The following is a 12,489-nucleotide window of genomic DNA, read 5'->3' as shown; positions in this document are numbered from 1 at the left end:
TTGAGATTTATATTGAATTCATATACCATTATCACTACAAAGATAAATACTGTAGGGGAAGGGTATACATCCAATGCCTAAAATGATTTATAGTTTTCGTACAAAAATGATTATGCTGCTGATGGCCAGTATGCTAGTATCCGGTGGGATAACCTTTTTAATCTATAAGGCGCTCCAGCGATATTATCACTCTGAGGTGAAGTTTGAGAATCCACTAACCAAAGTTCGCTATGTAATAAGAGATATTGGAGATGTGAATACATTTTTAATTATCTTTATACCACTAGCCATTCTATTCTTCTTCTTATTCACTAAGCCGTATGCAAAATACTTCAAAGAAATATCAAAGGGGATTCATCAACTAGCGTCAGGTGATTTCTCCGAACGAGTAGATATACCCTCCAAAGATGAATTTGGGATGATTGGTCATGATCTCAATCTAGCCATTGAGAATATGCAAGAAGCCATTGAGCGGGGAGACATTGCCGAGAGCAGTAAAGATCAACTCGTGTTGAACCTGGCGCATGATTTGCGTACACCCCTAACCTCGGTTATTGGCTATTTGGATTTTATTTTGAAAGACAATCAATTAACGCCTGAACAGACCAGGCATTACACGACGATTGCTTATACCAAATCTCAACGTTTAGAAAAATTGATCGATGAGCTGTTTGAAATTACAAGAATGAACTATGGCAAGCTTAAGCTTGAGAAATCCTCGATTGATCTCAGTGAGCTTCTCTTACAATTAAATGAAGAATTATATCCAGTCTTTGAGAAAAATGGACTAATCTCCAGAATGGATATGACACAACCTCTGATGATCTACGGTGACGGGGAATTGTTAGCACGTGTATTTGAGAACCTTCTTACGAACGCGGTCCGATACGGAAACGATGGTCAATTTATTGATATTCACGGTTACTTGGACGCTAACGAGGTAGTCGTTGAAGTAATCAACTATGGAAATTGTATTGAGCCGGAAGAGCTGCCACGAATTTTTGATATGTTTTACACGGGTGATCGTGCACGAACACATCCAACAGGAAGTACGGGACTTGGCTTGTTTATTACTAAAAATATAGTAGAGCAGCATAATGGAGCCGTGTCTGTGCAAAGCAGTGTGGTGCGGACAATCTTTGAAGTGAGACTCCCGAGAAACAGTAATTGAAGACCATTTCTATATGATGAAGTACCAACCTAAAGAGGATTCGTTGGTGGGTGATATCTAAAAATCGTCCACCTTTGAAATCCTCTTAAAAACATGATATAATTAGCTTGCTAATTAATTTGTAAGGTGGTTCGGGGGAACAAGCTGTGATTGAAGATGAGATAAGAGAACTACTGGATAGAATTTCAGCGGAAATGCGTAGAGATTATGCAGCATTGCTTAGAGAATTTAATCTTCATGTGGGCCAAGAACAGTTATTATGCCGGTTATGGAGATCAGATGGAATGACACAGATCCAGTTAAGCGAAAGTCTGAATTGTGAGCCTCCAACTATTACGAATATGGTGAAATCACTTGAGAGTCATGGGTTTGTTGTTCGAAAAAGAGATCCTGAAGATGGCAGAGTAAGCCGAGTGTATCTAACTCCAGCCGGACGTAATCTTTGTGAACCTGTGGAACGTATATGGAATAAGCAATTGGATAAATTATTAACAGGAATTTTACCCGAAGAACGTTTATTATTAAGAAGGCTTATGAAACAGATGGCGGATAATTTATCTTGAATCTGGCATTACTCACCACATCCATTAGCAAGCTAATCAAAACTTAGAAAAGAGGAACATAGATGATTAACAGTTTGACTCGTATTAATGAACTAGCCAGGAAAGAACGTGAAGAAGGTCTGACAAAAAGTGAATGGGTTGAACAGATCGCTTTGCGTGAAGATTATCTACGTGAAATTCGTGGACAAGTTCGTAACAGTCTATCGGGAGTAACGATTGTAGATCCTGAGGGAAATGATGTTACGCCTGAAAAAATTCGTTTATCGCGTAAAGAAACTTTGAACTAATATTTAGTTCATGAAGTGAATTTACACCTTTAGAATATCGTTGAATGGTCTTATGGGCTAATCAGCGAATATCTAAAGGTGTTTTTTTATGATATCAAATGGACGAAAGTGGAATCATATTTATAAAAGTTATCTTAACGGAAGCTTAATTTGATTTTGTTAGCTGATGCTGAAAGTTAAGGTTCACTTAAACTTGCGTTTCACAGGATCTAAGACTGGATTGTTAGAATGAAATGGACAGAAGAGAAGATATAAATATGTGGGGAGCGGGAATTACATGATGAAAAAGACATTTTTCTTTTTACTGAAAGCAATAGGAGTTATAGTCATAGCCATAGCGCTTTTTCTAGCCATTGTTTTTACTGTTAATGTGATCTGCAACAAAATCGAGAAAGGAAAAATTGAATCCTATGGCCAGCTAATACCTGTAGAAGGAAAAAACATGAATGTTATGATTCAAGGTCAAGGTGAAGAAACGGTAGTGTTACTACCAGGTTTCGGAACGGCAGCCCCAGGAATTGATTTTAAACCGCTAGTTGACGAGCTATCTCCATTTTACAAAGTGGTAGTGATTGAGCCGTTTGGGTATGGGTTAAGTGATATCACTGAAAAAGAACGAACGGTCGATAATATAGTGAGTGAACTTCATGAAGCTTTACAACAATTAAAAATAGACCGTTATATTCTGATGGGGCATTCTATTTCTGGAATTTATGGTCTGGACTATGTGAACAAATACAAAAACGAAGTCAGTGCATTCGTGGGGATCGACAGCAGTGTACCGGCACAAGGAGCAGGCGAGGCGCTTCCAACTGCAGCCTTAAAATCACTTAAACAATCAGGTTTCTACAGATTGCTGGTTAAACTCTCGCCTGATCAAATCATTGCACCCGATGTTGATGCTAAAACGAAAGAACAAAATAGAATGATTACGCTTAAAAACATGATGAACCCAAACATCATTAACGAAGCAGAGCATTTCCCTAGTAATTTTAAAGCTACCGAAACATTAAAGTTTCCTAAAGATCTTCCTGTACTTTTCTTCTTAGTGAAAGATACTACGGATGTTGAGGGCTGGGAAGCTTTACACGAAGAACAGATCAAAGATTCATTACATGGGAAGATGATGATGTTTGAAGGCGATCATTATTTACACCATACCCGATCGAAAGAAATCGTGGAGAACTTCAGAAACTTCATGAGTGAGATAAAATAAGAGTGAATAAGAGAACGTCGAACGATTCGTTTAGTGAATCTTTCGGCGTTTTTTTTATATGAATGATAAGCAATAAAAAATGATGATTGATCAACGCAATTGTGGGCATTCTAATCCTTAATCTTTATTATAGGAAGGACTACAATAGCATGTGCGGAATAGCAGGAATCTTAAAATATAATGGACAACCCCCGCAAGAAGAAACCTTAAAACAAATGACAGGCGCAATGAATCACCGAGGTCCTAATCATGAAGGCGTATGGCTCGATTCTCGAATTGGGCTCGGTTTTCGTAGGTTATCCGTTATAGATTTACGTGATGGAAATCAACCGATGACGAATGAAGATCGTTCCCTTTGGATTGTTTTTAATGGTGAAATCTATAATTATAAAACACTACGAGATCAGCTTAAGCTGAAGGGACATCATTTTCAAACACAATCAGATACAGAGGTTATCTTGCATTTATTTGAGGAATACGGTAAGGACTGTGTCCATCATTTACGAGGAATGTTTAGTTTTGCGATTTGGGATGTTAAGGAACAGACGCTTTTTGCTGCCAGAGATCATTTTGGCATCAAGCCTTTTTATTATTACAAAGATGAGAATAACCTTTTATTTGCTTCGGAAATTAAAAGCATTCTTGCAGTGCAAGGGGTACCCAGAAAGCTTCAATATCAAAGTTTATTTAGCTACTTAACTTTTCAGTATGTGCCGCAACCCGATACGATGTTTGAACATATTCATAAATTAGGACCTGCAGAGCGAGTATTTGTTAACGCTGGTGGTGAAATGAAGATCGAGAAATATTGGGAACCCCATTTTCATCCGGTAAAACGATCTTTAGCAGACTATGCGGAGGAAATTCAGTGGAAATTGAAAGAGTCTGTAAACCTTCATTTACAAAGTGATGTGAATAGAGGGTGTTTTTTGTCCAGTGGAATTGACTCCACAGCTATAGCTGCAATGATGAAAGCAGAAGAATCAACAAAGACCTTTTCGATTGGATTTGAAGGGGTAAACAATGAAACCATCATTGCAAATCAAACGGCAGCCAAACTGGGTACGGATCATTATTTTCACATCTTATCTGAAAAAGATTTCTTTGAGAGTATACCGAAAACGGTATGGCATCTAGATGAGCCTGTTGCGGATCCTTCCGCCATCGCTCTTTATCATCTAAATCAGCTTGCTAAAGATCATGTTACGGTTGTCCTATCAGGTGAGGGCGCTGACGAATTATTCGGAGGATACAGAATCTATAGAGAGCCAGATGCATTAAGACCCATCACTTGGATGCCCAACTTCATAAAGGATTCGTTACGAAAATCATTAACCATTTATCCATATCATTTTTATGGCAAAAATTATTTACTGCGGGGGCTGACACCTTTAGAGGAACGCTTTTTCGGTAATGCTAATATCTTTAACAAAAGTGGAAAGATGAACTTGCTCCACGAATCGGTACATGCTCAAAATAACTTTTTACATCCTACGGATATCGTTAAGCCTTTTTATGATAAGACAGTGCACTTGGATCCAACAACAAGAATGCAGTTTATTGATATGAATTTTTGGTTACCTGGCGATATTTTGTCAAAAGCAGATAAGCTGTCTATGGCACATTCATTGGAATTAAGAGTCCCATTTTTAGATAAAGAGGTTTTTGAAACGGCTAGTAAAATTCCAGTTTCCAATCGGATTGGCAAAAATACAACAAAACTAGCTTTGCGTAAAGCTATGGAAGGAATCGTTCCGGATGCTATTGTGAATCGCCCAAAACTAGGGTTTCCCGTACCGATCCGTGATTGGCTTAAGACCCCGATTTCAGATATAATGTTTGAGCAAATACGCTATAGTGGTATTGAAGAAATATTCAATATGAATATCATCGAAGAAATGTTTATTCAGCATCGGAGTAATAAAGGTGATTATTCGCGTAGAATCTGGCTAATTTACATTTTCTCAGTGTGGTACACGCTTTTTATGAAAGAAGACTTGAAGCCATTAAGCAGTGCTGCATTGTAATGGCATCGACGATATTGTAACGATGATTACGATGGGGGGTTGCTAATGGACATTTAAGAAATGCGAAAAACATTCCATTAAGTGAACTCCGCAATCGAATCAATGAAATCCTACCCAGCGTAAACCAATTGTGAAATAGTTCAAATTTAAGTAAAAATGCTGTTGACTTTATACCCCATAGGGTATAAGATAAGTTTTGTAAGAACGTTAGCGAATATTAATAAAGAAGGGAGTGTGTGTATGACATACGATAGCAAAGTGATGAATCGTGTCAAACGTATGGAAGGTCAAATAAGAGGCATCTTACGTATGATGGATGAAGGTAAAAATTGCAAAGAAGTCATTACACAACTTTCCGCTGTAAGATCTGGATTAGACCATACGATTGGTGTCATTGTAAGTGAAAATCTTGTAGAATGTGTGCAAAATGCGGAAGGCGATCAATCTATAATGAATGATTCTATCCAAGAAGCAGTTAATCTACTCGTAAAAAGCCGATAATTTTCGGCTTTATATTTTTAGAAAATTTATACCCCTACCAGTATGGGTAAAGGAGAGCGAAATGGAAAAGAAAAGAACGACGATTGTATTATTTAGTGGAGACTATGATAAGGCGATGGCTGCTTATATTATTGCAAATGGTGCTGCGGCTTATGATCATGAAGTAACTATCTTCCACACATTTTGGGGAATTAATGCAGTGCGTAAACAATCACCAGTTGAAGTAAAAAAAGGATTTTTAGAAAAAATGTTCGGTATGATGATGCCACGTGGCGCTGAACAACTAAGCCTTTCCAAAATGCAAATGCTTGGTATGGGTCCGAAAATGATCAAGCATGTCATGAAAAAGCATAATGCATTGACATTAACACAACTCATTGATATGGCCCAGGAGCAAGAAATTAAGCTAATAACCTGTACGATGACGATGGATTTATTGGGTTTACAAAAGGAAGAATTATTGGATGGTGTTCAGTATGCGGGTGTAGCAGCATATCTGGCTGATGCAGAAAATGGAAATGTCAATCTATTTATCGGCTAAGGGAGGTGAATAATGGAGGCAGCAATTGTTATTGGTATCCTCATGTTATTTATTATTTGGCGCAAGTTACCATCAAAAGGCGTAAAGAGGATTACAGCCCAGCAGCTGAAGACGATATTAACTGACAAAGATAAAGTATTTATCGATGTTCGAACTCCAGGTGAATACAGTGGTCGTCATATAGTCCAGTTCAAAAATGTTCCACTTGGTTCTGACTTGTCAAAGTTACCTAGAGGTAAGGATATAGTCGTCATTTGCCAAAGTGGAATGCGAAGTAATCAAGCATGTAAACAATTAAAGAAATTAGGATACGATAACGTTACTAATGTCCATGGTGGCATGAACGCGTGGAGAGGATGAGGGGAATGAAAGAGATTACCGTTCAAGAAGTTCAAAAAAGCATAAAAAACGGGGAAAAGCTAAATCTGATCGATGTTCGTGAGGTGGCTGAAGTACAAGAAGATCACATTCCTGGAATTATCAATATTCCATTAGGTTTACTTGAGTTTCGCTTACAAGAGTTAAACAAAAACACACCATATATTATCATATGTCGTTCAGGTGGACGTAGTGGGCAAGCTACAGAATTTCTAACTTATCACGGCTATGACGCTACAAATATGGTCGGTGGTATGTTGGCCTTTAAAGGTAATGTTGAATAGCTTTAAAATATCATTCAAAAATATAACATAGAGTTTTAGGAGGGTTTCAGAATGGCAGTTAAAGCGGATGTTATGTTAGATGCAAAAGGTCTAGCATGTCCAATGCCAATCGTGAAAACGAAAAAGGCAATGAACGATTTAGAAGAGGGTCAAATATTAGAGGTGCAAGCGACAGATAAAGGATCTAAAGCCGATCTTGCAGCTTGGTCAGAAACGGTTGGTCATCAATATATAGGTACAACAGAAGATGGAGATGTGTTATTTCATTACATTCGTAAATGTTCAAATGACGCAATGGTAGAAAAGACACATGAGCAGATCATAGATAATGAAGAGTTAGTTTCGCGTGCAGCAAATGGCGGATATATTCTGGATGTACGTGAAGAGGCGGAATATGCATTTGGTCATATTGAAGGCGCAAATTCAATACCAATGGGTGAACTTGAATCTCGTATGAATGAGCTTGATAAAAATCAAGAAATATATGTGATTTGTCGTACTGGCAAACGCAGTGATCTCGCAGCACAAAAGCTTGCAAACCATGGATTTGAAAAAGTGTATAACGTCTTGCCAGGTATGACAGGTTGGACTGGCGACTTAACAACATCAATATAAATTTTGGAGGGTTAAATATGTCAAACAAAGTAGCAATTATCGCAAGTAACGGTGGTATATTCGACGCCTATAAAGTATTTAATATCGCAACAGCAGCAGCAGCTTCAGATAAAGAAGTAGCTATTTTCTTCACATTTGAAGGGCTAAATTTGATTCATAAGCAAGGAATGCACGGGCTTTCCATGCCAGCTGGTAAAGAATTTATGGCCGAAGGATTTGCTAAAGCGAATGTTCCAGCGATTCCTCAATTAGTTGAAATGGCACAAGAGCTGGGTGTAAAATTCATTGCTTGCCAGATGACTATGGATGTTATGAGTCTAACAAAGGATGACTTTGTAGATGGTATTGAAGTGGGTGGAGCCGTTACATTCCTTGAATTTGCCAAAGATGCCGCTCCATCATTAACTTTTTAGAGTAAAAGCAATGACTTAGTGAGGGATTTATTCTCTCACTAAAAAAATAACAAAAATTATACCTACGGGGGTATTTGAAAATGACAGTAATGAAATGGACAGGAGCAGATGTTGCTCGTAAAGTAATTGAAAATCAATCATTATTCATTTTGGACGTACGTAATGCAGATGCATTTGAAGACTGGAAAATTGAAGGACATCAATTCGAATATCTTAATATTCCTTATTTCGAATTATTAGATGGTGTAGAGGGTATTTTACCTCAAATTCCAACCGACAGAGATATATTAGTTGTTTGTGCTAAAGAAGGCTCCTCGATTATGGTGGCTGAAATGTTGAATGAAGCGAGTGATGCTCTATCTGTTAGTTATTTAGAAGGCGGTATGAAATCTTGGAGCAGTTATTTAGAGCCAATAAAAGTAGCTGATCTTTCTGGTAGCGGTGAATTATATCAATTCGTACGTCTAGGAAAAGGTTGTCTTTCCTATATGGTAATTTCTGAGGGTGAAGCAGCACTTATTGATGCCGTCAGATTTACGGATGTATTCACAAGCTTTGCAGAAGCGAAAAATGTAAAAATTAAACACGTATTCGATACGCATCTACATGCTGATCATATTTCAGGCGGGCGTTCTATTGCAGAGGCTACGGGTGCAACATACTACTTGCCTTCGAAAGATGCAGAAGAAGTCGTGTTCGATTATACACCTCTTGAGGATGGATTAACGGTTCAAATCGGTGCTTCTAACATTGATGTAGGTGCACTTTATTCACCAGGTCATACGATCGGATCAACTTCTTTTGTAGTAGACGATAAGTATCTGTTGACGGGTGATATTCTATTCATCGATTCCATAGGTCGTCCTGACCTTGCTGGTCTTGCGGAGGATTGGGTAGGAGATCTTCGTGAAACATTATATCGTCGTTATAGAGAACTAGCAGAGGACTTAATTGTTCTACCCGCACATTTTATGATCATTGATGAATTGAATGAAGACGGGACGGTTGCCAAACGATTAGGTGATTTGCTGTCTGAAAATCATGGTTTGAATATTGAAGATGAGAGTGAATTCCGCAGTATAGTAACTGATAATTTACCACCACAACCGAATGCTTATCAACAAATTCGTCAAGTGAATATGGGGAAAATCACTCCGGATTATGATGAACAAACCGAAATGGAGATTGGTCCAAACCGCTGTGCAGTTCGTTAATTCATTAATATGATCTAAGCAGCTTCCAAAAAAACGAAATGGGGTTATTTAAATGAAAGTCGACAAAATAATAGATGCAAAAGGACTAGCATGTCCTATGCCAATCGTTAAAACAAAAAGGGCAATGGATTCCGTTGCTTCAGGTGAAGTAGTAGAGATTCATGTGACGGACAAAGGTGCACTTTCAGATTTTCCAGCTTGGGCAAATGCAGGTGGACATACCATTTTAGAACAATCAGAAGACGCTGGTGTATTCAAATTTTATATAAAAAAAGCGTAATGTAATTCTTTTAGGCGGGTTTTCGATCATCGAAGCCCGCCATCTTTATAGAAAGAAGGGGAAAGTGTGGATATCACATTTATTGTTGTTATATTTTTAATTGGTTTTATCGGCTCATTCGTATCAGGAATGCTTGGCGTTGGAGGATCGATTATTAAGTACCCAATGCTCTTATATATCCCACCACTATTTGGAATAGCAGCCTTTACAGCACATCAGGTTTCAGGGATTAGTGCGGTACAAGTATTGTTTGCATCAATTGCTGGCGTTTGGGCTTATCGTAAAGGTGGCTACCTCAATAAGTCACTGATCATCTATATGGGTGGATCTATATTACTTGGAAGCTTTATTGGTAGCTTTGGTTCTTCGTATTTATCAGAGCAGTCTGTAAATGTTGTATATGGAATGCTCGCTACAGTCGCGGCAATTATGATGTTCATACCTAAAAAACAAATAGATGATATTCCATTAGATAAAGTAACATTTAATAAAACTTTAGCCGTAGTTCTAGCGATGATTGTTGGTGTAGGGTCTGGTATTGTTGGAGCTGCAGGTGGATTCTTACTTGTGCCTATTATGCTGGTTGTGCTTAAAATTCCAACACGAATGACGATTGCAACGAGTTTAGCCATTACATTTATCTCCTCTATAGGAGGAAGTGTTGGTAAGTTAATGACAGGACAAGTCGATTACTTGCCAGCAATTATTATGGTTATTGCTAGTCTTCTGGCAGCACCACTGGGAGCTAAAGTCGGTAAAAAATTGAATACCAAAGCTTTACAAGCTATCTTAGCGATATTGATTTTAGCTACTGCTATTAAAATATGGATTGACTTATTATAAAGGTAAGTCTACTATCTAGTGCTTAATGCGAATTTATTTGTAATATAGGAAACTTGGAGGAGATGACGCCTGAATTGTACAGCGTCATCTTTTTATATTCATTTCATAACGATGATCACATTTTGATCAGGAACATCTGGAGATAAAAGGAGGATAATAGTTATAAAATTTCTGTCATTAGGTCCATTCTTAATAAATGTTGAAATCCTCTCGTTAATGTTATCGACTTTCGCTGGATATATGGCCTTGAAATACCGTTTGAGCAAGGCAGATGTGAAGGAAGATATAAGTGATAAGTATTTTACTGCACTCATTATTGGTTTCTTTGTATGGAAATTCAGTATTGTTCTATTTGATCCGATGTCAACGTTCCAAAAACCGTTGTCACTTCTCTATTTTAATGGAGGTAATAAAGGAATTGGTTTGGCTGTCGTGATTACGATTATATTTATTGCGATTCGTACACGATTGGACGGTACTTCCATCATGATGAATCTGGATGTGTTGGGTACGGGATGGATAGTTAGCAGTAGTGTATATCATCTATTTCTTATTTTCGCAGATAGTACTAATTTACTATTTCACAGCTTGTATTTTTCAATGAATATTGGGTTTGCTGTTTTTCTTTTCAAGAAGAAAGAGGCAGTAGGGAATTCGGTAGTAGTCAATCAATTTATCGTATGGATTAGCTTGGGGATGATAGGCATATTATTCACCAAGGATGGGAGAGAACTATTTGTTTTGGGGTTTACAAAGGAACAAATGCTGTTCTTTGTCGTGTTCATCATTTCCTATATAGTAGACAACGTAATGAATAAGGGAAAAGGGGGCTCTTGAATGGATAGTCCAACAATAGCTGTTGCTCTTATAGCAGGGGTGCTTTCTTTTCTTTCTCCGTGCATATTTCCACTGATTCCGTCCTATGTATCTCATTTGACTGGTTCTTTCGTACAAGACAACAGAATCAACGTAGAGAAAAAACTACTCTTGACAAGATCCATCAGCTTTATTCTAGGGTTCAGTGTAGTATTTGTCGTTATGGGAGCATCTGCTAGCTTCATTGGTCAATTTTTTGCGGGAAATAGAGAAGTGGTTGAGAAAATAAGTGGTCTGCTTATCATTGTTTTTGGATTGCAAATGGCCGGAATTCTATCACTTCGTTTTCTCATGGTAAATAAGAAATGGGGCAATACAGGAACAGCAAAGAAGGGGAGTTTAAGCTCTTTTGTATTGGGACTAGCCTTTGGTTCAGGATGGACTCCCTGTGTAGGACTAGCATTATCCTCCATATTGTTGCTTGCTGGATCGACAGAGACGATGTATAGCGGAATGTTTTTATTATTTGTTTATTCCATCGGATTAGGGATTCCTTTCCTGTTGTTATCCATCATGTTGACTTATTCGTTGGGAATCTTGAAAAAAATTAATCGTTGGTTACCCTTGCTATCCGTCATTAACGGCTGGATCCTCGTTGTTATGGGCTTGTTGTTATTCACGGGGCAATTGCAGAAATTAAGCGCCTATTTCGCCCAGTTTACAGTATTTACTTATTAAAAAAGGGGTGTATTATGAAGAAAAATATGTTTGCACTCATAGCGATTATACTATTATTTACATGGGGGATATTCGATTACAAGAAGAGTCAATCAGGTCAATCGAATAACATCCAGCAGGAGCAATCTATCGAGGTGGTAGGGATAAAAAAGGGTAACGAAGCCCCGGATTTTGAACTGCTGAATTTGGAAGAAAAGCCAGTGAAGCTTTCTGATTTCAAGGGTAAAAAAGTAATACTGAACTTCTGGGCTACGTGGTGCCCACCATGTAGAACTGAAATGCCCTATATGGAAAAGTATTATAATGATTACAAGGATGATACAGTGGTTTTGGGTGTGAATTTAACCAATACGGAAAAAAATAGAGCTAATGTAACAGGTTTTATTGAACAATATGGATTAAGTTTTCCCGTTGTGATGGACAGTGAGGGCGATGTGAGTAGCAAGTACCAAGTAGTTGCTTATCCTACATCTTTTATAATAGATTCTCAAGGCATTATTCAAGAGATCTATCAAGGCGCTGTCAATTATGATTTAATTAAAAAAGCATTGTCTAACGTAGATTAAATAATGAGAGCTTAATTTAAAGCGGCGTAGCCAAGT

17 protein-coding genes are annotated in these 12,489 nt (G+C 37.9%); all 17 read left to right on the top strand.

Annotation, left to right across the window (positions count from 1 at the left end; all coding sequences use genetic code 11):
- Positions 1-73 precede the first annotated feature (73 nt).
- The 17 genes from ACWNM1_RS18925 to ACWNM1_RS18845 all read left to right on the top strand — a co-directional run bounded on the left by ACWNM1_RS18925 (position 74) and on the right by ACWNM1_RS18845 (position 12,453).
- A complete protein-coding gene (locus tag ACWNM1_RS18925; RefSeq protein ID WP_449602201.1) occupies positions 74-1,171 on the top strand; it encodes an ATP-binding protein in 1,098 nt (365 codons plus the stop codon).
- Between the two features lie 146 nt (positions 1,172-1,317).
- Entirely contained in the window at positions 1,318-1,734 is a 417-nt protein-coding gene (locus tag ACWNM1_RS18920) for a MarR family winged helix-turn-helix transcriptional regulator (protein ID WP_339264902.1), read from the top strand.
- 62 nt (positions 1,735-1,796) lie between these two features.
- Positions 1,797-2,021 carry a DUF896 domain-containing protein gene (locus ACWNM1_RS18915; protein WP_076283643.1) on the top strand — a complete coding sequence of 75 codons (225 nt, stop codon included), beginning with the start codon at positions 1,797-1,799 and terminating at the stop codon, positions 2,019-2,021.
- Between the two features lie 277 nt (positions 2,022-2,298).
- Positions 2,299-3,237 carry an alpha/beta fold hydrolase gene (locus ACWNM1_RS18910; protein ID WP_449602200.1) on the top strand — a complete coding sequence of 313 codons (939 nt, stop codon included), beginning with the start codon at positions 2,299-2,301 and terminating at the stop codon, positions 3,235-3,237.
- A 149-nt stretch (positions 3,238-3,386) separates the two neighbouring features.
- A complete protein-coding gene (gene asnB, locus ACWNM1_RS18905) occupies positions 3,387-5,264 on the top strand; it encodes an asparagine synthase (glutamine-hydrolyzing) (protein ID WP_449602199.1) in 1,878 nt (625 codons plus the stop codon).
- Between the two features lie 240 nt (positions 5,265-5,504).
- The gene (locus ACWNM1_RS18900; RefSeq protein WP_449602198.1) at positions 5,505-5,765 is read left to right on the top strand and encodes a metal-sensitive transcriptional regulator; all 261 of its coding nucleotides are present in this window, start codon (positions 5,505-5,507) and stop codon (positions 5,763-5,765) included.
- Positions 5,766-5,826: 61 nt separating this feature from the next.
- On the top strand, positions 5,827-6,306 hold the full coding sequence (locus ACWNM1_RS18895; RefSeq protein ID WP_076120549.1) for a DsrE/DsrF/DrsH-like family protein: 480 nt from the start codon (positions 5,827-5,829) through the stop codon (positions 6,304-6,306).
- A 12-nt stretch (positions 6,307-6,318) separates the two neighbouring features.
- Positions 6,319-6,666: a rhodanese-like domain-containing protein gene (locus ACWNM1_RS18890; protein WP_076120550.1), complete on the top strand. Its 348-nt coding sequence runs from the start codon at positions 6,319-6,321 to the stop codon at positions 6,664-6,666.
- A 5-nt stretch (positions 6,667-6,671) separates the two neighbouring features.
- Entirely contained in the window at positions 6,672-6,968 is a 297-nt protein-coding gene (locus ACWNM1_RS18885) for a rhodanese-like domain-containing protein (RefSeq protein ID WP_449602197.1), read from the top strand.
- A gap of 51 nt (positions 6,969-7,019) precedes the next feature.
- Positions 7,020-7,583 carry a sulfurtransferase TusA family protein gene (locus ACWNM1_RS18880; RefSeq protein WP_449602196.1) on the top strand — a complete coding sequence of 188 codons (564 nt, stop codon included), beginning with the start codon at positions 7,020-7,022 and terminating at the stop codon, positions 7,581-7,583.
- A 17-nt stretch (positions 7,584-7,600) separates the two neighbouring features.
- Entirely contained in the window at positions 7,601-7,996 is a 396-nt protein-coding gene (locus ACWNM1_RS18875; RefSeq protein WP_449602195.1) for a DsrE/DsrF/DrsH-like family protein, read from the top strand.
- An 80-nt stretch (positions 7,997-8,076) separates the two neighbouring features.
- Positions 8,077-9,210 (top strand): MBL fold metallo-hydrolase, encoded by a 1,134-nt coding sequence (locus ACWNM1_RS18870; RefSeq protein ID WP_449602194.1) that lies wholly within the window; start codon positions 8,077-8,079, stop codon positions 9,208-9,210.
- Positions 9,211-9,262: 52 nt separating this feature from the next.
- Positions 9,263-9,490, top strand: a complete 228-nt coding sequence (locus ACWNM1_RS18865; RefSeq protein ID WP_449602193.1) for a sulfurtransferase TusA family protein — start codon at positions 9,263-9,265, stop codon at positions 9,488-9,490.
- A 66-nt stretch (positions 9,491-9,556) separates the two neighbouring features.
- Entirely contained in the window at positions 9,557-10,333 is a 777-nt protein-coding gene (locus ACWNM1_RS18860) for a sulfite exporter TauE/SafE family protein (RefSeq protein ID WP_076120554.1), read from the top strand.
- 246 nt (positions 10,334-10,579) lie between these two features.
- A complete protein-coding gene (locus ACWNM1_RS18855) occupies positions 10,580-11,170 on the top strand; it encodes a hypothetical protein (RefSeq protein ID WP_449602192.1) in 591 nt (196 codons plus the stop codon).
- Positions 11,171-11,887, top strand: coding sequence for a cytochrome c biogenesis CcdA family protein (locus ACWNM1_RS18850; RefSeq protein WP_449602191.1), 717 nt, complete (start codon positions 11,171-11,173; stop codon positions 11,885-11,887).
- A 14-nt stretch (positions 11,888-11,901) separates the two neighbouring features.
- Entirely contained in the window at positions 11,902-12,453 is a 552-nt protein-coding gene (locus ACWNM1_RS18845) for a peroxiredoxin family protein (protein ID WP_449602190.1), read from the top strand.
- Positions 12,454-12,489: the final 36 nt, after the last annotated feature.

Source organism: Paenibacillus sp. Marseille-Q9583, from assembly GCF_976954365.1.
This window is presented reverse-complemented; position numbering and strand designations above follow the sequence as displayed.

Bases quoted from the DNA above. Each gene is read 5' to 3' on its own strand.
- ACWNM1_RS18845 (WP_449602190.1), top strand. From the start codon at position 11,902: ATGAAGAAAAATATGTTTGCACTCATAGCGATTATACTATTATTTACA.
- ACWNM1_RS18885 (WP_449602197.1), top strand. From the start codon at position 6,672: ATGAAAGAGATTACCGTTCAAGAAGTTCAAAAAAGCATAAAAAACGGG.
- asnB (WP_449602199.1), top strand. From the start codon at position 3,387: ATGTGCGGAATAGCAGGAATCTTAAAATATAATGGACAACCCCCGCAA.
- ACWNM1_RS18925 (WP_449602201.1), top strand. From the start codon at position 74: ATGCCTAAAATGATTTATAGTTTTCGTACAAAAATGATTATGCTGCTG.
- ACWNM1_RS18900 (WP_449602198.1), top strand. From the start codon at position 5,505: ATGACATACGATAGCAAAGTGATGAATCGTGTCAAACGTATGGAAGGT.
- ACWNM1_RS18875 (WP_449602195.1), top strand. From the start codon at position 7,601: ATGTCAAACAAAGTAGCAATTATCGCAAGTAACGGTGGTATATTCGAC.
- ACWNM1_RS18870 (WP_449602194.1), top strand. From the start codon at position 8,077: ATGACAGTAATGAAATGGACAGGAGCAGATGTTGCTCGTAAAGTAATT.
- ACWNM1_RS18895 (WP_076120549.1), top strand. From the start codon at position 5,827: ATGGAAAAGAAAAGAACGACGATTGTATTATTTAGTGGAGACTATGAT.
- ACWNM1_RS18850 (WP_449602191.1), top strand. From the start codon at position 11,171: ATGGATAGTCCAACAATAGCTGTTGCTCTTATAGCAGGGGTGCTTTCT.
- ACWNM1_RS18915 (WP_076283643.1), top strand. From the start codon at position 1,797: ATGATTAACAGTTTGACTCGTATTAATGAACTAGCCAGGAAAGAACGT.
- ACWNM1_RS18865 (WP_449602193.1), top strand. From the start codon at position 9,263: ATGAAAGTCGACAAAATAATAGATGCAAAAGGACTAGCATGTCCTATG.
- ACWNM1_RS18910 (WP_449602200.1), top strand. From the start codon at position 2,299: ATGATGAAAAAGACATTTTTCTTTTTACTGAAAGCAATAGGAGTTATA.
- ACWNM1_RS18890 (WP_076120550.1), top strand. From the start codon at position 6,319: ATGGAGGCAGCAATTGTTATTGGTATCCTCATGTTATTTATTATTTGG.
- ACWNM1_RS18880 (WP_449602196.1), top strand. From the start codon at position 7,020: ATGGCAGTTAAAGCGGATGTTATGTTAGATGCAAAAGGTCTAGCATGT.